General features: G+C 71.8%; 19 protein-coding genes. 5 read left to right on the top strand and 14 right to left on the bottom strand.

The window, feature by feature from the left end; genetic code table 11:
- Positions 1-83: 83 nt before the first annotated feature.
- Positions 84-1094 carry a DHH family phosphoesterase gene (locus tag DMP23_RS10540; RefSeq protein WP_337820931.1) on the bottom strand — a complete coding sequence of 337 codons (1011 nt, stop codon included), beginning with the start codon at positions 1092-1094 and terminating at the stop codon, positions 84-86.
- 25 nt (positions 1095-1119) lie between these two features.
- On the opposite strand from DMP23_RS10540, the gene DMP23_RS10535 reads away from it, so the two are divergent.
- A complete protein-coding gene (locus DMP23_RS10535; protein WP_205673485.1) occupies positions 1120-2154 on the top strand; it encodes a TRM11 family SAM-dependent methyltransferase in 1035 nt (344 codons plus the stop codon).
- Between the two features lie 25 nt (positions 2155-2179).
- Here the strand turns inward: DMP23_RS10535 and DMP23_RS10530 are convergent, their stop codons facing one another.
- The 7 genes from DMP23_RS10530 to rimP all read right to left on the bottom strand — a co-directional run bounded on the left by DMP23_RS10530 (position 2180) and on the right by rimP (position 9008).
- Positions 2180-3013: an alpha/beta hydrolase gene (locus tag DMP23_RS10530; RefSeq protein ID WP_134734481.1), complete on the bottom strand. Its 834-nt coding sequence runs from the start codon at positions 3011-3013 to the stop codon at positions 2180-2182.
- A 4-nt stretch (positions 3014-3017) separates the two neighbouring features.
- Positions 3018-3491, bottom strand: a complete 474-nt coding sequence (gene rbfA / locus DMP23_RS10525) for a 30S ribosome-binding factor RbfA (protein WP_134734482.1) — start codon at positions 3489-3491, stop codon at positions 3018-3020.
- 34 nt (positions 3492-3525) lie between these two features.
- Positions 3526-3819: a DUF503 domain-containing protein gene (locus DMP23_RS10520; protein WP_337824382.1), complete on the bottom strand. Its 294-nt coding sequence runs from the start codon at positions 3817-3819 to the stop codon at positions 3526-3528.
- A gap of 180 nt (positions 3820-3999) precedes the next feature.
- Positions 4000-6954: a translation initiation factor IF-2 gene (gene infB, locus DMP23_RS10515; RefSeq protein WP_337820930.1), complete on the bottom strand. Its 2955-nt coding sequence runs from the start codon at positions 6952-6954 to the stop codon at positions 4000-4002.
- A gap of 88 nt (positions 6955-7042) precedes the next feature.
- The gene (locus DMP23_RS10510; protein WP_238605427.1) at positions 7043-7345 is read right to left on the bottom strand and encodes a YlxR family protein; all 303 of its coding nucleotides are present in this window, start codon (positions 7343-7345) and stop codon (positions 7043-7045) included.
- 89 nt (positions 7346-7434) lie between these two features.
- Complete coding sequence (gene nusA, locus DMP23_RS10505; RefSeq protein WP_037812537.1) at positions 7435-8493, bottom strand: transcription termination factor NusA; 1059 nt, start codon at positions 8491-8493, stop codon at positions 7435-7437.
- Positions 8490-9008: a ribosome maturation factor RimP gene (gene rimP, locus DMP23_RS10500; protein WP_275294336.1), complete on the bottom strand. Its 519-nt coding sequence runs from the start codon at positions 9006-9008 to the stop codon at positions 8490-8492. The genes nusA and rimP overlap by 4 nt, the downstream gene beginning before the upstream one ends.
- A gap of 111 nt (positions 9009-9119) precedes the next feature.
- On the opposite strand from rimP, the gene DMP23_RS10495 reads away from it, so the two are divergent.
- Complete coding sequence (locus tag DMP23_RS10495) at positions 9120-10040, top strand: ferritin-like domain-containing protein (protein ID WP_037812821.1); 921 nt, start codon at positions 9120-9122, stop codon at positions 10038-10040.
- 51 nt (positions 10041-10091) lie between these two features.
- Here DMP23_RS10495 and DMP23_RS10490 read toward each other — a convergent pair whose 3' ends face one another.
- The 5 genes from DMP23_RS10490 to DMP23_RS10470 are packed head-to-tail and all read right to left on the bottom strand — an operon-like array spanning position 10092 to position 14701.
- Complete coding sequence (locus DMP23_RS10490) at positions 10092-10757, bottom strand: hypothetical protein (RefSeq protein WP_337820929.1); 666 nt, start codon at positions 10755-10757, stop codon at positions 10092-10094.
- Between the two features lie 32 nt (positions 10758-10789).
- Entirely contained in the window at positions 10790-11812 is a 1023-nt protein-coding gene (locus DMP23_RS10485) for an aminotransferase class V-fold PLP-dependent enzyme (protein WP_037812540.1), read from the bottom strand.
- A 10-nt stretch (positions 11813-11822) separates the two neighbouring features.
- Positions 11823-12587, bottom strand: coding sequence for an isocitrate lyase/PEP mutase family protein (locus DMP23_RS10480; protein WP_337820928.1), 765 nt, complete (start codon positions 12585-12587; stop codon positions 11823-11825).
- A gap of 48 nt (positions 12588-12635) precedes the next feature.
- The gene (locus DMP23_RS10475) at positions 12636-13265 is read right to left on the bottom strand and encodes a GPP34 family phosphoprotein (protein ID WP_337820927.1); all 630 of its coding nucleotides are present in this window, start codon (positions 13263-13265) and stop codon (positions 12636-12638) included.
- Positions 13262-14701: an ArnT family glycosyltransferase gene (locus DMP23_RS10470; protein ID WP_337820926.1), complete on the bottom strand. Its 1440-nt coding sequence runs from the start codon at positions 14699-14701 to the stop codon at positions 13262-13264. The genes DMP23_RS10475 and DMP23_RS10470 overlap by 4 nt, the downstream gene beginning before the upstream one ends.
- Before the next feature lie 168 nt (positions 14702-14869).
- Between DMP23_RS10470 and DMP23_RS10465 the strand changes: the two genes are divergently transcribed.
- Both DMP23_RS10465 and DMP23_RS10460 read left to right on the top strand, forming a co-directional pair.
- Positions 14870-16081, top strand: a complete 1212-nt coding sequence (locus tag DMP23_RS10465) for a sensor histidine kinase (RefSeq protein WP_134730606.1) — start codon at positions 14870-14872, stop codon at positions 16079-16081.
- Positions 16078-16728, top strand: coding sequence for a response regulator (locus DMP23_RS10460; RefSeq protein ID WP_134666707.1), 651 nt, complete (start codon positions 16078-16080; stop codon positions 16726-16728). Before DMP23_RS10465 ends, DMP23_RS10460 begins: the two co-directional genes overlap by 4 nt.
- Before the next feature lies 1 nt (position 16729).
- Here the strand turns inward: DMP23_RS10460 and DMP23_RS10455 are convergent, their stop codons facing one another.
- Positions 16730-17407 carry an IclR family transcriptional regulator gene (locus tag DMP23_RS10455; protein ID WP_037812547.1) on the bottom strand — a complete coding sequence of 226 codons (678 nt, stop codon included), beginning with the start codon at positions 17405-17407 and terminating at the stop codon, positions 16730-16732.
- Between the two features lie 117 nt (positions 17408-17524).
- Here DMP23_RS10455 and DMP23_RS10450 point away from each other — a divergent pair, with 117 nt between their 5' ends.
- Positions 17525-17944, top strand: a complete 420-nt coding sequence (locus tag DMP23_RS10450; RefSeq protein ID WP_134730608.1) for a nuclear transport factor 2 family protein — start codon at positions 17525-17527, stop codon at positions 17942-17944.
- Positions 17945-17952 lie beyond the last annotated feature (8 nt).

Here is a 17952-nt window from a genome sequence, read left to right as displayed (position 1 = left end):
CCGGGTCAGCAGTACGACACGGGTCCAACGAACCTTCCGGACGCGGCTGCGCTCATGCTCCCGTCGAACGCGCCCAGCCCGGTTCAGGAAGCCCGCAACAGCGGCACCCGTCCCAACGCCTTCCGCAGCCGGTCCAGCACCTCCTCCGCCGGACCTTCCGCCGTGCACCCCGCCGCCATCCGGTGCCCTCCCCCGCCGAACTCCGCGGCGGCCGCGGACACATCGATGTCGCCGGCCGAGCGCAGCGAGACCGTCCACACTGGACCCGGCCCGGCCTCCTTCAGCACCGCCGCGACGCCGGCCTCCCGGGTCGCGCGCACCACGTCGATCACCGACTCCACCTCTTCGAGACGCACCGTCGCCGCGGCGGCCGCGCGCACCACCGTGTGGACGAAGCCGAATCCTTGCGCCCCTTCGGGTTCCAGCCGGGCTTCGGACAGGACCGTCGACAGCATCGGCAGCCACGCGAACGGGTGATCATCGACGATGCGGCGGGCCACCTCGCCCGGGTCGGCCCCGGCTTCCAGGAGACGGGCGGCGATCCGGTGCGTTTCGGGGCTCGCCCGGCGGAAGCCGCTCGTATCGGTGACCACCCCGGCATACAGGCAGCGCGCAGCCGCCGCGTCCAGTTCGACTCCCATCGCCTCGACGATCCGCGTGACCAGGATCGCCGTCGCTTCGGCGGTGTCGTCCACGACGTGGTGGGTGCCGTAGCGGGCGTTGGTCGCGTGGTGGTCGACGACCAGGACCGAGCCGCCCGCGTCGCGGACCGCGGCGACCCGCGGGGCGAGCCTGCCCAGGCGGGCCAAGGTCGGGGTGTCCAACGCGACCAGCAGACCGTCCGTCGGAGGGAGGGCGCCGACGGGAGTGATCAGGCCGTCGACGTCCAGCCACGCCAGTGTTTCCGGGGCCTCGTCCGGCTCGCCGAAGGCGACTCGCACGTTCGCGCCGCGGCGATGCAGCACGTGGCCGAGGGCCAGCGCGCTGCCGAGGGCGTCCGCGTCGGGGCGCACGTGGCCGAGCAGCGTCACGTCGGTGGCCCCGGCCAGCAGTGCGGCGGCGGCCTCGATGTCCTGTACCAGGGAAGCTGTCACGAAGTGTCACGCTACGCTCTGCGGGATGCCTGAGTACGTGATCCTCGTTCTGCCTTCCGCCAACCGCGTGTACGCCGCCTCGTCGCCGGCGCTGCTGCGCGCCGAACTGGCGGCCTTCGGCGCCGGCCTGTCCGCCGAGGTGTCGGCGATCGAAGAGATCGAACTCGGCGGGGTCGGGTACGTGAAATTCGCCTGCGCCGCCCCGCTCGGCGAGCGCGACCTGGCGCTGCTGTCGAACCTGTCCTCGCTGTACGCCCTGTTCGAACTGGGCGACGGCGTGCTGCGGCCGGTCGCCGTGCACCCGCTGGCGAAGGCGGACTCCGACCTGCTGACCATTCAGAAGTACCCGGGCAAGACCAACGAGCAGTTCACGAAACTGCTGCTCAACCTCACCCTGCTGGCGACCTCGCGGCCCGCGGACTGGCCGGACCGCGAACTGCACGTCCTCGACCCGCTGTGCGGGCGCGGGACGACGCTGAACCAGGCCGTGATGTACGGCTTCGACGCGACCGGCCTCGACGTCGACGCGCGCGATTTCGAGGCGTACGAACAGTTCGTGAAGACGTGGCTGCGCACGAAGCGCGTGAAGCACACCGCGGAATCCGGCCAGCTGCGCCGCAACAAGGTCCGCCTCGGCCGCCGGCTGGACATCGAGTACGCGTTCGACAAGGACGACTACAAGTCCGGCCGCACCCGCCGGCTCAGCTACCTGAACGCGGACACGCTGACCACCGACGAGGTCCTCCGCCCGGCGTCAGTGGACCTGATCGTGACCGACGCGCCGTACGGCGTGCAGCACGGCAGCCACCGCGAGACCGGTCTGGCCCGCAGCCCGCGCGACCTCCTCGCGGCGGCGATCCCGGTGTGGAACCGCGTGCTGCGGCCGGGCGGGGCCATCGGGATCTCGTGGAACACGCATGTGCTGCCGCGCGAGGAACTGGTGGCGATCCTGGAACGGGCAGGGCTGGCGGTGCGGTCCGGCGGGCCGTACGAGGAGCTGGCGCACCGGGTGGACCAGGCGATCGTCCGGGATCTCGTGGTGGCGGGAAAGCCCAACTGATTTCGCGCCGGACTGGCAGAGCCCGCTACGCCAGCCGCGGCCCGAGGAATCGCAGGACTTCCGGCAGGACTCCCTGCCAGTACTCCGCCGTGTGCTTGCCCGCCGTGATCCGCGAGACCTCCGGCTTGGCGCTGGTGATCAGCTTCCGGTTGGCCGCCAGGAACGGATCGCCGTCGCCGCACCACACGCCGAGGCCTCGGGTCGGGAGTTCGTCGACGTGCCGCAGCGGTTCGGCGGCGGTCCAGTCGTCCTCGGACGCGAAGATGTGCCGCGACCGGGCTTCTGGCCACGTGCGGAACAGGGCCGCGCTGCAGGTCGCCACGGCGGTCACGTCGCGGCGGTGGAGGGCAAGGTTCAGGGCGCCGAAGCCGCCCATGGAGATGCCGAGGAGGCCGGTCATCGGGCGGAGGCCCGCCTCGGACAGCCAGCCGGGGAGTTCGTCGGTGAGCATGCGGTGCGGGTCGTCGTCGCCGTCGGGCATCCAGTAGTGGCTGCCGTCGACCGCGACGACCGCGAACGGCGGGATGCCCGAGCGGACCGCGGCGGTGAGGGCCGCGGGCACGCCCAGGTCCAGGAACGTGCGGGCGTTCGACCCGCGGCCGTGCAGTGCCACGCAGACCGGCAGGCCGGTGCTGGGGACGTCGTCGGGCGTCATGAGCACGACGTCGACGTCCCGGCCGCGGGCCGCGGAGTGCCTGCGGTGGATCGTGACGGACGCCTTCAGGGGCGACGGGCTGGAGGCCGGGGCAGCCGAGGTCGGCGCAACCACCGGGGCGGAGCGCCCGGTGCAGGCGGAGACGAGCGCCGCGGCACTGCCGAACAGCAGGCCGCGTCGCGTGACACCGGGCTTTGACCGCATCGCTTCAGCCGCGCGTCTCCTCTTCTGTTTGCTCCTCGTCCTCGTCGGCCCGAGGAGCTTTGTAAGGGTCCGCTTCGCCCGCGGGCTGGGCTCCGGTCGCCCGGCGGGCCACCTCGGCGTCCGATTCGCGGGCTTTCGCGAGCAGTTCTTCGATGCGGCGGGCGTCGTCCGGGACGCTGTCCGCGACGAAGGTGAGCGTCGGGGTGTAGCGGACGCCGGTGCCCTGTCCCACCTTCGTGCGCAGGACGCCGCGCGCGGCTTCCAGGGCGGCCGCGGCGCTCGCGAAGTCCGGCTCCGCGTCGAGGCTTTCGCCGAGCACCGTGTAGTACACCGTGGCGTCGTGCAGGTCCGCAGTGACGCGGGCGTCGGTGATGGTCACCGAGCCCAGTCGCGGGTCCTTGACGTCGTGTTCGATCGCCGAGGCCACGATCTGCGAGATCCGCTTGGCGAGCTTGCGTGCCCGAGCGGGATCGGCCATGGCTGAGGTCTCCTTCTCCGGATTTCCGGGTGTTCTAGTCGTCCGGGCCGAGCAGCCGGCGGCGCGCGGACAGCAGTTCGAACTCGGGGCGGCCCGCCGCGAACCGCTCGCACGCGTCGAGCACGTCCCGGATGTGCTCGCCGTCGGGGGCGACCGCGGCGACGCCGATGAGCGCGCGCCGGTGCAGGTCCAGATGTCCCGCCTCGGCGACCGAGACGGAAAAGCGTTTCCGCAGTTCGGCCACCACCGGCCGCACCACGGATCGTTTCTGCTTCAACGAATGCACGTCGTCAAGCAGCAAGTCGAGCTCGAGGACTCCGACAAACAAGCTAGTCACCTCAAAACTCGACGAAAACAAAACTCGACGGGACAGCCCGACTGGACCCCACGCGGGGGTCCAGGGGGCTTGCCCCCTGGCGGGGGCGCGGGGGTTCGACCCCCGCACAACACGCTGAGGGCGGGAGGGGCGAGCGCAGCCTGCGAGCACGCCCCTCCCCCAACGGAGGCCTCAGCTACGGGGCTTCTCCCGCTGTTCGTAGGTCTCGATCACGTCGTCGACCTTGATGTCGCTGTACGAGCCCAGCGTGAGACCGCACTCGTACCCTTCCCGGACCTCGACCACGTCGTCCTTGAAGCGGCGCAGCGAGTTGATCGGCAGGTTCTGCGCGACCACGTTGCCGTCGCGCAGGAGGCGGGCCTTGGCGTTGCGCCGGATCTCGCCGGACATGACCAGGCAACCCGCGATCGTGCCGATCTTGGAGGACTTGAAGACGTCCCGGACCTCTGCGCGGCCCAGTTCGACCTCTTCGTACTCCGGCTTGAGCATGCCCTTCAGAGCCTGCTCGATCTCCTCGATCGCCTGGTAGATGACCGTGTAGTAGCGCACGTCGACGCCCTCGCGGGTGGCCCGCTCGGTCGCCTTGCCCTGCGCCCGGACGTTGAACCCGAGAACGATCGCGTCGGACGCGGTCGCCAGGTCGATGTCCGATTCGGTCACGCCGCCGACGCCGCGGTGCACGACGTGCAGTTCGACGTCTTCGCCGACGTCCAGCTGCAGCAGCGCCGCTTCGAGCGCCTCGACGGTACCCGAGTTGTCGCCCTTGATGATCAGGTTGAGGCTGCTCGTCTCCTTCAAGGCGGAGTCGAGGTCCTCGAGGCTGACCCGCTTGCGGCGCGACGCGTTGAGCGCGTTGCGGGTGCGAGCGGAACGGCGCTCGGCGATCTGCCGGGCGACGCGGTCCTCGTCGACCACCAGGAAGGTGTCGCCCGCTCCCGGCACCGAGGTGAACCCGATGACCTGGACCGGACGCGAGGGCAGCGCCTCGGTGACGTCCTCGTTGTGCTCGTCGACCATCCGGCGGACGCGGCCGTAGGCGTCGCCCGCCACGACCGAGTCGCCGACGCGCAGCGTGCCGCGCTGGACCAGGACGGTGGCCACCGGGCCGCGGCCGCGGTCGAGGTGCGCCTCGATCGCGACGCCTTGGGCCTCCATGTCCGGGTTGGCCCGGAGGTCCAGAGCCGCGTCCGCGGTCAGCAGGATCGCCTCGAGAAGCCCGTCGATGTTGATGTTCTCCCGTGCGGAGATCTCGACGAACATCGTGTCGCCGCCGTATTCCTCGGCGATGAGGTTGTACTCGGTGAGCTGCTGCCGGATCTTGTCCGGGTTCGCGCCCTCCTTGTCGATCTTGTTGATCGCGACCACGATCGGGGCCTTCGCGGCCTGCGCGTGGTTGATCGCCTCCACCGTCTGCGGCATGACGCCGTCGTCGGCCGCCACCACGATCACCGCGATGTCGGTCGAGTTCGCGCCTCGGGCACGCATGGCGGTGAACGCCTCGTGACCCGGGGTGTCGATGAAGGTGATGAGCCGCGGCACGCCTTCGAGCTCGGTCTCGATCTGGTAGGCGCCGATGTGCTGGGTGATCCCGCCGGCCTCGCTCTCGCGGACCTTCGTCTTGCGGATCGTGTCCAGCAGCCGGGTCTTGCCGTGGTCGACGTGACCCATGATGGTGACGACCGGCGGACGGACCTGCAGGTCCTCCTCGCCGCCCTCGTCCTCGCCATAGGTGATGTCGAAGGTCTCCAGCAGCTCGCGGTCCTCCTCCTCGGGGGAGACGACCTGGACGACGTAGTTCATCTCGCCGCCGAGCAGCTCGAGGATGTCGTCCGACACGGACTGCGTCGCGGTGACCATCTCGCCGAGGTGGAAGAGCACCTGCACCAGCGAAGCCGGGTTGGCGTCGATCTTCTCGGCGAAGTCGGTCAGCGAAGCGCCGCGCGGCAGCCGGATCGTCTCGCCGCTGCCCTTGGGCAGGCGGACGCCGCCGACGCTGGGCGCCTGCATGTTGTCCATGTACTCCTGGCGCTTCTGCCGCTTCGACTTGCGGCCCTTGCGCGAGCGCCCGCCGGGACGGCCGAAGGCGCCGGCCGTGCCGCCGCGACCGCCGGGGCCGCCGCGACCGCCGCCGCCGCCGCGGAAACCGCCGCCGCCGGCCGGGGCACCACCGCCGCCGCCCGGACGGAAGCCGCCACCGCCGCCGCCACCGGGACGGAAACCGCCGCCACCGCCGCCGCCACCGGGGCCGCCGCGGAAGCCGCCGCCACCGCCGCCGCCGGGACGGCCGCCGCCGCCACCGGGACGACCGCCGCCGCCAGGACCGCCGCGGCCGCCTGCCGGTCCGGCCGGACGGGCGCGGCCCGGCATCATGCCGGGGTTCGGGCGCGGGGGCATGTTGCCCGGGCTCGGCCGGTTGCCGCCGCCCTGCCCGCCGGGACGCGGCGGACGCTCTCCGCCGCCCTGGCCGCCGCCCGGACGCGGGGGACGGTTGTCGCCGCCCTGGCCGGGGCCGGGACGCGAGGCGGGCGGGCGCGGGGCCGGGGAACCGGAACCGACGCCGAACGGGTTGTTGCCGACCCGCGGGGTGCGCGGACCGGGCTTCGGGCCGCCGGGCTTGGGGCCCTGCGGCTTGGGCGGCACGACCGAACCGGCGGACGACGAGTCCTGCTGCTTCGGGGCCGGCTTGGGCGCGGCGGGCTCGGCCTTGGCGGCCGGGACCTCCTGCGCCGGGGCCGGCTGGGCCGGGGCGGGCGGACGCGGGCCGGGGCGGGGGCCGCCGGGCTTCGGGCCCGGGGACGCCGCCGGCTTGGCAGCCTGCGGTCCCGGCTTCACGGCCGGGGCCTGCTGCGGCGCGGGGGCCGGAGCGGACGGGGCCTGCGAAGCGGCGCTCTGCTGCTGCGGAGCGGGCGGCTTCGGGGCCGGAGCGGGCCGCGGTCCCGGAGTGGGGCCGGGCTTCTTCCCGCCCTTGGCGGGGTACGCGTCGCGGAGCCGGCGGGCGACGGGCGCCTCGACGGTGGACGACGCGGACTTCACGAACTCGCCCTGCTCCTTCAGCTTGGCGAGAACTTCTTTGCTGGTGATGCCGAGCTCCTTAGCGAGCTCGTGTACACGGGCCTTGCCTGGCACAGCTCTCCTCATCTAGGGGAGGCCAGGCGGGGACCCGCTGACCTCGTCCTTATCGTCGCGCGTTCATGGCTTCAGCTTCACGGCTGACTCATGACGGGTCGACCTGCTTCCTTGTTTCCCGCGACCCCGGGAGCGTCCCGGCGTCGTTGTCCTCGGCGAACGCCGCGTGGCGGTGCAGTCCCGCGGCCTCGAGCGCGCCCTGGGCCCGGAGAGCCCGGGGGAACGCCCGCTTCCGCTCGGCTTTGGCCAGGCAGCCCGGTCCCGGGTGCAGCCACGCACCCCGTCCCGGCAGCCGCCGACGTTCGTCGACGACCAGCCGCCCGTCCGCCGCGACCACGCGCAGCAGTTCGCCGGTCAAGTCCCGTTTCCGGCAGCCGACACACGTGCGCACCGGCGAGTGCCGGTGACGCGGGAGGTCGGGGGTGTCCCCAGTGGCCCTTCGCGGGACTTGAACCGTTGTCGAGTCTAGCGCCTGCACCTTCAGTCGGCCGAACCGGTCGCCGCGGCGGGCCGCGCCTGGCCGGCGTGGTCTTGCTCACCCTGCGCCGGACCGGCCGGCTCGGCGGGGGCCGCGTCGCTGCGGATGTCGATCCGCCAGCCGGTGAGCCGGGCGGCGAGGCGGGCGTTCTGGCCCTCCTTGCCGATCGCCAGCGACAGCTGGAAGTCCGGCACGACGACCCTCGCCGTCTTGGCGCGCTCGTCCACGACACGTACCGAAACAACCTTCGCCGGCGACAATGCATTCCCGACGAACCTGGCCGGGTCGTCGGACCAGTCGATGATGTCGATCTTCTCGCCGGCCAGCTCGCTCATCACGTTGCGCACGCGCGCGCCCATCGGGCCGATGCAGGCGCCCTTGGCGTTGACGCCCGGGATGGTGGAGCGCACCGCGATCTTCGACCGGTGCCCCGGTTCGCGGGCGACCGCGGCGATCTCGACGGTGCCGTCGGCGATCTCCGGGACCTCCAGCGCGAACAGCTTGCGCACCAGGTTCGGGTGCGAGCGCGACAGCATGATCTGCGGGCCGCGGTTGCTGCGCGACACCCCGAACACGAATGCCTTGATCCGGGTGCCGTGCTCGTAGGACTCCCCCGCGACCTGTTCGGCCTGCGGCAGCACGCCCTCGGTGTCGCCGACCTGGATCACGACCATGCCGCGGGCGTTGGCGCGCGCGTCGCGCTGCACCACCCCGGCCACGATCTCGCCCTCCTTCGCGGAGAACTCGCCGTAGGTCTTCTCGTGCTCGGCGTCGCGCAGCCGCTGCAGGATGACCTGGCGCGCGGTGGTGGCGGCGATCCGGCCGAAGCCCTCGGGCGTGTCGTCCCATTCCTCGTCGACCTCGCCCTCGGACGTGAGGGTGTGCGCGAGGACGCGGACGAGGCCGGTCTTGCGGTCGATGTCGATGCGGGCGTGCGGCTGGTGGCCCTCGGTGTGCTTGTACGCGGTGAGCAGCGCGGTCTCGATGGCCTCGATGACCGTGTCGAAGGGGATGTCCTTGTCCCGTTCGATCGCCCGCAGCGCGGCGATGTCCACGTTCACTTCGACTCCTCCTTCTTCTCGTTCTCGTCCGCGGTCAGGGCTTTGAGGTCGTCTGCGGGCGGTTGCTTGAATTCGACTTCCACCACGGCCTTCGCGACGGACTGGTAGTGCACGTCCTTGATCCGGCCGTCGACGAGGACGCGCACGCCCTTCTCGCCGGCGTGGCCGACGCGGCCGAGGTAGGCCGAACCCTCGACGGGCGTGATCTTGACGAGGCGGAACCGGGCGCGCCGCCAGTGCCGGCGCTGGGTGAGCGGCCGGTCGAGGCCGGGCGAGGTGACCTCGAGCGTGTAGGCGCTCGCCAGGACGTGCTCGTTCTCGTCGAGTGCGGCCGAGACGGTGCGGCTGACCTCGGCGACCTCGTCCAGGCCGACGCCGTCGTCGGAGTCGACGACCACCTTCACCAGCTGTCGCCTTCCGGCTTGCTGCACCTCGAGCGAGTCGAGGTCGAAACCCGCGGTCGTGACGGCTTCGGCCACGATCGGCTCCAGCCGGCTGGCGAGTTCGTTGGGCACGTGGAGCACTCCTGTTCGGCCTGTTGGTCGGTGAAGGTCAAGCTTATCCTGCGCCCCCGCGAAGACGCGCGAGCGGCGGCGCACCCGGGCGGCCTGGCAGGATGGGCCGACGTGACCGCAGACCTTTCCCGGCGCGCCGTGCTGCGTCTGGGCGCGCTGAGCGCCACTGTCGCCGCGGCTGTGCCGCTCGCCGCCTGCTCCGGCGGCTACGACGACGCCCCCGATCCCCTGGCCCCGCTGCTGGCGACGGCCGAGGCGGACGCCGCCGCGGCCAGGAAGCTGCCCGCGGGCGGCGACGCGGCCGGACAGGTCGCCGACGCCAGAGCCGCGCAGGCGGCCGCGCTGAAGACCGAGGTGGACCGGCTGAACCGGCCGAAGAAGGCGGCGGACGTCCCCGCCGCGCCCGCTGACCTCGCCGGGTTCAAGGACCGGCTCGCCGCCGCGCGCAAGCAGGCGGAGGACCTGGTGCCCGCGCTGCCGGCGTACCGGGCCGGGCTCGTCGCGTCGGTGGCCGCCGGGTGCGCCGGGCTGCAGCGGGTCGCGCCGGAACTCGGGCCGGGGGCCGACGCGAAGGCCGCGGCCGCGCCGTCGTCGGTGCCGAAGGAAGCGGTGGATTCGCTGCAGAAGGCGCTGGCGGCGGAGCACGCGTCGCTGTGGGTGTACGGGTTGGTGACGGCGTTCCTGCCGGGTGATTTCGGGGAAGCGGTGAAGGCCGGACGCGCGGAACACACCGCGCGGCGGGACGTGGTCACGCAGATGATCACGTCGGTGTCAGCGACGCCGGTGGCTCCTGAAGCCGCGTACGTGCCGCCTAAGCCGGTTACCGACACCGCTTCGGCGGCTGCGCTGGTGGCGAGCGCGGAGGCGGACACGGCGGCGGCTTGGCTTGCCGTGCTTACGCATACCGACGATTCGGGGCTGCGCGGGATGGCTTTGCAGGCGGTGATCGCGGCGGCTCGGCGCGGGATGCCTTGGCGGCAGGAGGCGGGTCTCAAGCCCGCCGCCGTTGCCCTCCCCGGGCAGCCCTCCTAGCACAAGCGCGCAGGCCGGGCCGAACCCGAGCCTGCGCGCTTCACGAGAAGCTCAGCGGAGCTTCCCGGACAGCTTCAACGCGTTCTTCGCGATCCGGTTGAGCAGCTGCTTGTCGTGGTGGCCGTAGTAGAAGTCGGTCAGCACGATCGTCACCTCGGCTCCGGTGGCCTTCGACTCGTACTCCGCCTCGTTGCCGCTCAGTTTCGGGGCGTCGGCGTCGTGGAAGGTGCCGTCGCGGACCAGGTCGCTCACGTTGCCGGTGCCGTCGCGGTCGGTGAGCTGTTTCAGCTCGGTCGCCTTCGCCGCGTCCGGCATCGTCACCAGCACCACCGACACCAGCGCCTTCGCGTCCCCGGACTGCACCGTGTACAGCGCCCGCGCCAAGGACTTGCACTGGTTGTCCTGGAAGAACTTCTTGGCGCCCGAGTACGCGTTGGCGGCGCAGTCGGTCGCCTTGACCGGGCCTTCGGCCAGTTTGTAGTCGAACGCGGGCTTCGCCGTGGTCGCCGGGGGTTCGGCGACCGGCTCGTCCGGCGTGCTGTCGTGCCGGATCAGGTACCAGACGAGCCCGGCCACGACGGCGATCGCCACGAGCCCGGTGCCGCGCAGCAGGAGGGCGCGGTTGCGCGACGGCCCGGGCGGCGGACCCGGCTGCGCGGGCACGGCCGGGATCGGGGCCGTGTCCGAGGGTCCGGGGGTGAAGTGCGGATGGGACACGCGAACACCGTAGTTCACCGCCCGTGCGGCCTTCAGCCAGACGCTGCGCCCAGGGCGTCCAGCACGCGTTCGACGTCGTCAGGGCCGTTGTAGAGGTGGAAACCGACCCGTACCCGCCCGTTGCGGACGCTCGCGACGATCCCGGCTTCGGCGATCCGCGCGGGATCGGCTTCCAGTGCCACGATCGCGCTCCCCTGCGGCTCCAGCCCGGCCGCGGTGCGCAGGGAATCGGCCAGTCCGGCGTTGTGGTCGCGCACCGCGGCGAGGTCCAGTGACGCGAAGTAGTCGAACGCTTCCGCGGCGCCGACGTGCGACAGCCACACCGGCGAAAGGTCGAATCCGCGCGCGTTTCCGGCCAGGCGCAGTGGCATTCCGTATACCGAGGACCACGGATCGTCGCCGGCGTACCAGTTCGCGGCGACCGGGCGGGTCCGTTCGTGCGCCCGCGGGTGCACCGCGAGCCAGGCGCAGCCGCGCGGCGAGAACAGCCATTTGTAGCCCGCGCAGACGATCCAGTCCGCCCACGCGACGTCCAGCGGAAGCCAGCCCGCGGCTTGCGTGACGTCGATCATGACCGGCACGCCCGCGGCTTCGGAGGCGGCCCGCAGCGCGGCGGTGTCGAGGAGCGCGCCGTCGGCGGACTGCGCGAGGCTGACCGCGACGAGGTCGTGGCCTTCGACGTGCTGCGCCAGCTTGGCGAGCGGCGCTTCGGTGACGTTCGCCCGCTGCGCGAACGGGAACGTCACGCTGGTGAACTCGCCCTCGGCGACCAGGACGCGGGCGTCCGGGGCCAGTCCGCCCGCGACGTTCGCCGCCAGCTGCGACACCGACGCGCCGATCGCCACCCGGTCCGCCGGGACCCCGGCGAGCCGCGCGAATCCGGCGCGGGAGCGGGAGACCGCCTCGTCGAAGTCCGACGGGGTGTCCTTGCCGGTGCGCCACCGGCCGACCGCGGCCTCGACCGCGTCGGCGACCGGCGTCGGCGGGATTCCGATGCTGGGGGTGTTGAGGTATCCGGCGGGGACAGCGAAGTCGGTGTTTCCTCCGAAGATCATGTCCCCCAGATTACGGGAGCAATGCGGTGATTTCGCCGTACGAAGGCGGCTTCATCGGCAGTTCGGTCCCTTCCCGCGCTGCGTCTACTGTGGACAGTTCGGCGGAAAGTGCTACCCGGTAGGGAGTTGAGCCGAGACTGACCCGCGCCACGCCGAGGGAGGCCAATTCGGAGAAAGTGGCTTTCCCGGGCAGGTGCAGGAGGTTCACCGGCACCTCGACCGCTTCGACGAGCTCCGCCACATCCGCTGGCTCGTGCAGGCCGGGGACGAAGACGCAGTCCGCACCGGCGTCGGCGTACGCGCGGACCCGGGTGATGGCGTCCGCGACCGGGCCGGCGCCGAGCCAATGCGTGTCGGTGCGGGCGTTGAGGAACATGCCCGGGACGCGTTCGCGCACCTTGGCCAGCAGCGCGGCCTGGACGACGATCGGAGCGAGCGCGTCGGCTCGGCCGTCTTCCAGGTTGATGCCGGCTACTCCCGCGTCGGCGAGTTCCGCGACGAGGTCCGCTACTTCCTCGGGATCGGTGCTGAAGCCGTCGGCGAGGTCGACGCTGACCAGGATGTCCAGCGGTGCCAGCGATTTCGCCAGCGCGACGGTCGCGGCGCGGGACTCCGGGGCTCCGTCGGCGAGCCCGGCGGCGGCCGAGACGCCGAGGCTGGTGGTGCCGACCGCCGGGTGTCCCGCGGCGGCGAGGGCGGCGGCGAAGCCGAACTCCCAGACGTTCGGCAGCAACAGCGGACGGCCCGGGACGTGCAACGCGGCGAAGGAGGTCATGTCCGCCACGGTACGACGTCCACGCTTCGGCGGCGGCCGAACTGTCGGTCAGCCGCCGGAACCGCCGGAGAACGCCGCGATCCGCGCTGCCCGTCGGCCCGCTACGGCTTTGCGCAGTGCCGGAAGCACTGGTCCCGCGAGCTTCTCCAACTCCTTCAGCCGGTCAGCGTGGCGACGCGCGTCCGAGCGGGACATCCCGGCTCCGGACGCCGCGGCGAGGGAAGCCAGCGCCGCGGCGGAAGCGTCCACTTCGGACAGCGGAGCGGTCAAAGCGTGGGCGAGCTGTGCGTGCGCGTCGCGTACCCGCGCCGGGTCGGCGGGCACCAAGACCTTGCGATGCAGGATCGAACTGCTGCCCTCTTCGAGCAGACCCGCCGCGGAGAGTTGCGTTTCCAGCGACTGCAACGTGTCGTTCCTGCCACGGCGCAGCAATGCGCGCCACGACGCCGGGCTGTGCGTGCGGAGGTCGGCGAGCAGATCGTCGAGCAGGAGGTCGCCGGTCGGGGCGGCGGCGGTCGGTTCGGCGTGGCCGCGCTGGTCGCGGAGGTTGCCGCGCAGCACCAGGTCGGTCACCGCGGCCGCGCGGACCAGCAGGGCCGCGTTGGAGCGGCGGGAGACTGGGCCGCCGTCCGGGTCGCAGGCGAGGAAATACGCTCGCGCGGGCAAGGAGTCGCTCATTGTTTCTTCACCTCTGGCCAGATCGTTTCCCAGGATTGCTTTCGCCCGGTGTACAGCCACATCAGCCCGGGCACCACTTCAGTCACCGAAGAGAAGTACGGCCGCAGCAGCGCAGGATCGAAGCCCGCGAAAAGCACGTTGCGCGCGGAATCCGGCGGCCGGTCGAAGTACCAGTAGCCTCGGTGTCCACTGTAGACATTGTTGATTCCGTATCGCGGGCCGTAGTACTCCACGGCCGCGGCGAACGGGTAGATTTCCCCGTATACGGCGGTTTCCCGGCGCACCGGCTCCGGCAGGGATCGATACGTCTGCCCGACCCCGTCCGCCAACTGCTGTTGCGCGGTCTCCCCGGCCGCGAATACGGTGCCGAGCGGAAAGGGGCCAAACGACGTGGCTTTCATCGAAGCTGGCCATACCGGCAGCCCGGCAATGGTGACCGCCGCCGAAAGCGTGAACACGATTCCGACCGGGATCTTCCACCAGCGCACCAGCTTTCGCCGCGAAAGCTCCGTCGCGGCCGCGGCGAACGGCAGCGAATACAGGCTCATCAAGTAATACGAGCGGCCGTGCGTCCCGATGATCACCGCCACGACCAGCAGCAACGCCACCGCGAGGTACCGGTACGGCACCAGGTCCGGCGAACGGAACAGCCGCCACATCCCGTACAGCAGCGCCAGCACGCCGATTCCCATTCCGGCACCGAGCAAGCCGTCGCGCGCGAAGGTGAGGTAGCCGGGGAATTCGGCCGCGACGACCTCGCCCATCCGGGTGTAGGCCCAGCCGTGCGTGGCTTGCCAGAGGAACGTCGGCAGGGTCGCCACGACGGCGATCAGCGCGCCCAGCCACAGTTTCGGCCGGGACACCAGGTTGCGCGGCCCGAAGACGAGCGCGGACACCAGCACCGCGCCCCACAGCGCGGGGATCAGGAATTTCGTCTGCAGCGACACCGCGGTGACCACTCCGGCCCACACCAGCAAGCCGTCGCGCCGGGTCCGGGTCCAGCGCACGAGGAGGAACACCACGAGCGTCCAGAAGAACGGGTCCAAAGCGTAGGTGGCGACCCAGTGGCTGATGATGATCAGCCCCGAAGTCGCGTACGCCCCGGCCGCCATCGCCTGTGCTCCGCGACCGCCGCCGAGTTCGCGAGCAGTCAGCGCGGTCACGATCACCCCGGCGCCGGCCGCGAGCGCCATCGGCAGCCGCAGCGCGACCAGCGAACCGGGGAACCACTGGTCGAGCGTGCCGGCCAGCAGCGGGACGAGCGGCGGCTGGTCGAAATACCCCCAGGCCAGATGATCTCGACCGGCCACGAGGAAGTACAGCTCGTCGAAGCCGTGCGCGTACCGGGTGCTCGTCGCCGCCAGCAGCGCGACGGCGCCCGCCGCGACCGCCAGCACCGGCAGCCGGGCGAACCGCGGGATTCCTTCGCTCGTCATGGCGTCGAGTCCACCGCGCCGGGCGGGTGCGGCGTAAGCGTGCTCGGTAGCTGCCCGCAGCGACGAAAGTGGATCTCTTCCGATCGAGCCGCAACTTTCGGCGGTAACCCGCCACCCGGGCGATGCGGATCCGGCGCGGCCGGGCAGGCGACCGGATACCGTGGCCGGGTGACCAGCACGTGCCGTCCCTGGCCGCGGTCGACCGACTGGTTCTGGCTGGCCGGCACCGCGCTGGTGTTCGCCTGCCTCGACTTCGGCCTTTTCCTCGCCGCCGGGCCTGCCACCGGCTTTCTCGGCCCGTACGCGACGCTCGTGCTGGAACTCGTCTGCGACGCGTCCCTGCTGCTCCTGGCGCGCTTCCCGAACGGCGTCGCCGGCCTGCTGATCATGGCCTCGCTGGCGATGCTGGCGTCCGACCTCTTCTCCCCCGGCCTGCTCGTGCCCGTCCGCCAGCCGACGCTGATGACCGTCCCCACGATCACGCCGATCGTGCTGGCGCAGCTCGTCCGGCAGCTGGACCGGCGGCGGCTGCTGTGGATCGCCGGGTTCCTGGCCCTGCTGGCGACGCGACCGTGGAATCCGGCTTGGAACACCACGCCGTTCGGACTGCTGAGCACCGCGCTGCCGGTGGCGATCTCGCTGTATTTCGAGGCGCGGCGGCAGCTGCTGAGTTCCTTGCGCGACCGGGCTGAGCGTGCGGAACGCGAGCAGCACCTGCTCGCCGAACAGGCGCTGGCGGCGGAGCGGCGACGGCTGGCGAGCGAGATGCACGACGTCGTCACGCACCGGTTGAGCCTGATGGTGCTGCACGCGGGCGCGCTCGGCGTGACGTCGCCGGATCCGTCGGTGAAGTCGGCCGCCGAGGACATCCGGCGCGAGGGTGCGCACGCGCTCGACGAACTACGCGACTTGGTCGGCGTGCTGCGCAACGGCACCGGAATCGAACCGCCGGTGCCGAATCCGCCATTGCCGGGCGAGGTGGCGGACCTGGTCGCCGAATCGGTGGCGGTCGGGATCGCGACCGAGCTTTCCGTGACCGGCGACCGGACCTCGGTGTCGCCGACCGTCGCGCGCACCGCGTACCGGGTGGTGCAGGAGGCGCTGACCAACATCCGCAAGCACGCGCCGGGCTGCTCGGCGACGGTTTCGCTGCGCTATCACCCGGGCGGACTGGACGTGGCCGTCGCCAACACCCGCGCGACCCGGCCGCCGGACGCGGCGCTCGCGGGGAGCGGCTCCGGCGCGGGGCTGAGCGGGCTGCGCCAGCGCGTCGAACTCGTCGGCGGGACCTTCGAGGCGGGCCCGGTGCCCGGGGGCGGGTTCAAGATCGGTGCGATACTGCCCGCCTACGTCCCGACCACGGAAGGTGCTGCCCGGTGATCACGGTCGTGGTGGCCGACGACGAGCCGATGGTGTGCGCGCACCTGCGCACGATCCTCGGTTCGGCCGGCGACATCGAGGTAGTCGCGCAGGCGCGGGACGGCGCGGAGGCGGTCGAGGAAGTGGTCCGGCACCGGCCCGCGGTGGTGCTGATGGACCTGCGGATGCCCGGCGTGGACGGGCTCGCCGCGATCGAGCGGATCTGCGCGCTGCCGGATCCGCCCGCGGTCGTCGCGCTGACGACGTTCGACGCGGACACCTACGTCATCCGGGCCCTCCGCGCGGGCGCGGCCGGATTCCTGGTGAAGTCGACGCCGCCGGAGGACCTGATCGGCCTCGTTCGCGTCGCGGCGGACGGGCACACCGTGCTGTCGCCATCAGCCGCACGCCGACTGGTCGCGCTGTCGTCGGACGGCCACCGCCGCGATGACGAAGCCCGCCGCCGCACTGCCGGGTTGACGGAGCGGGAGCGGGATGTGTTGGCGTGCCTGGGAGAAGGACTGTCCAATGCGGACATCGCCGGGCGGCTGCATCTGGCAGAGGCGACGGTGAAGAGCTACGTGTCACGGATGCTCGTGAAACTCGGCTGCACCAACCGGACCCAGGCCGGACTGCTCGCCCACGAAGCCGGGCTCGTCGGCCGCTAGGTCATTTCAGCATCGAGCCCAGCCGCTGCGCTGAAGCCACCACCAACCGGCCTAGTTCGTCCGGGTCCGGAGCTTCGAACAGAGACAGCCCGATGCTCGTGCCCGGTGCGTCCCGGCCGGTCGGCACCACCGCCGAGATCCCGGTGATCCCCGGCGCGATCTCCCCCACCGACACCGCGTAGCCGCGCGACCGGGCGCGGGTGATCTCCTCGCGTTCGCCCTCCACCGGCGGTTCCGCCGCGAGCAGTGCGAGCCCGGCCGAGCCGCGGCCGATCGGGTCCAGCTGGCCGCTGCGGAACGACACGTGCATCCGCGCCTGCCGCGGTTCCACGATCATCAGCATCCGCACCTGCTCGGCGTTCTCGCGGACCACCAGGTGCGCCGACGCGCGGCCGGCGTCCGAAAGCTCCTCCAGCACCGGGCGCGCGAGCGTGCGCAGGTCCTGTTCCACCGGTTCGGCCAGGCGCACGAGGCCGGTGCCGAGCGAGATCCGCTTGAACCGGTCGCGCCGGCAGAGGTGGTGCGCCTCCAGCGTGCGGACCAGCCGGTGCGCGACCGTGCGGTGCACGCCGATCCCGTCGGCGATCTCGGTCATCGTGAGCCCCTGCGGGTGCTCCACCAGCAGCTCCAGCACCTGAAGCCCGTGGCTCAGCGTCTTCGACGTCCCCGATTCGGACACACGACTCCCTTGACGACAGCTTGTCCGGCGACCTACTGTTCCTACATATCGCACGGTGCGTGCGAATATAGCACGTTTGCCGTTCGAGGCAACCACCCCGCGGATCGAGGTTCGGACATGAGCGAAGTCCCCGTCGAGGACGTGCTGGCGGTGCATCAGCTCTACGGCCGCCAGAGCCACGCCATCGACTCCGGGCAGGCCGCGCGCTGGGCCGCCACGTTCACCCCGGACGGGGAGTTCGTCTCGCCCAGCTACCCGGAACCCGCCGCGGGCACGGCCGCGCTGACCGCGTTCGCCGAGCGGTTCCACGCCGGGTGCGTCGAGTCCGGCGAACGGCTGCGGCACGTGGTGTCCACCGTGGAGGTCCGGTTAGGACAGTCCGAGGACGCCTTGCGAGCGCTCGCCTATCTGCAGATCGTCGGGACCCCGGAAGGCGGGTCCCCGCGACTGCACCGGCTCACCGTGCTGGACGACGAACTCGTGCGCACCGCGGAAGGCTGGCGCGTGCGCCGCCGCACCGTGCACCGCGAGCCCTGAGAAACAAC

Origin of the sequence: Amycolatopsis sp. A1MSW2902, assembly GCF_017312175.1 — a bacterium.
Taxonomy (GTDB): Bacteria; Actinomycetota; Actinomycetes; order Mycobacteriales; family Pseudonocardiaceae; genus Amycolatopsis; species Amycolatopsis nivea.
This window is presented reverse-complemented; position numbering and strand designations above follow the sequence as displayed.

Bases quoted from the DNA above. Each gene is read 5' to 3' on its own strand.
- DMP23_RS10485 (WP_037812540.1), bottom strand. From the start codon at position 11,812: ATGATCTTCGGAGGAAACACCGACTTCGCTGTCCCCGCCGGATACCTC.
- DMP23_RS10475 (WP_337820927.1), bottom strand. From the start codon at position 13,265: ATGAGCGACTCCTTGCCCGCGCGAGCGTATTTCCTCGCCTGCGACCCG.
- DMP23_RS10470 (WP_337820926.1), bottom strand. From the start codon at position 14,701: ATGACGAGCGAAGGAATCCCGCGGTTCGCCCGGCTGCCGGTGCTGGCG.
- DMP23_RS10480 (WP_337820928.1), bottom strand. From the start codon at position 12,587: ATGACCTCCTTCGCCGCGTTGCACGTCCCGGGCCGTCCGCTGTTGCTG.
- DMP23_RS10450 (WP_134730608.1), top strand. From the start codon at position 17,525: ATGAGCGAAGTCCCCGTCGAGGACGTGCTGGCGGTGCATCAGCTCTAC.
- DMP23_RS10530 (WP_134734481.1), bottom strand. From the start codon at position 3,013: ATGCGGTCAAAGCCCGGTGTCACGCGACGCGGCCTGCTGTTCGGCAGT.
- DMP23_RS10535 (WP_205673485.1), top strand. From the start codon at position 1,120: ATGCCTGAGTACGTGATCCTCGTTCTGCCTTCCGCCAACCGCGTGTAC.
- rbfA (WP_134734482.1), bottom strand. From the start codon at position 3,491: ATGGCCGATCCCGCTCGGGCACGCAAGCTCGCCAAGCGGATCTCGCAG.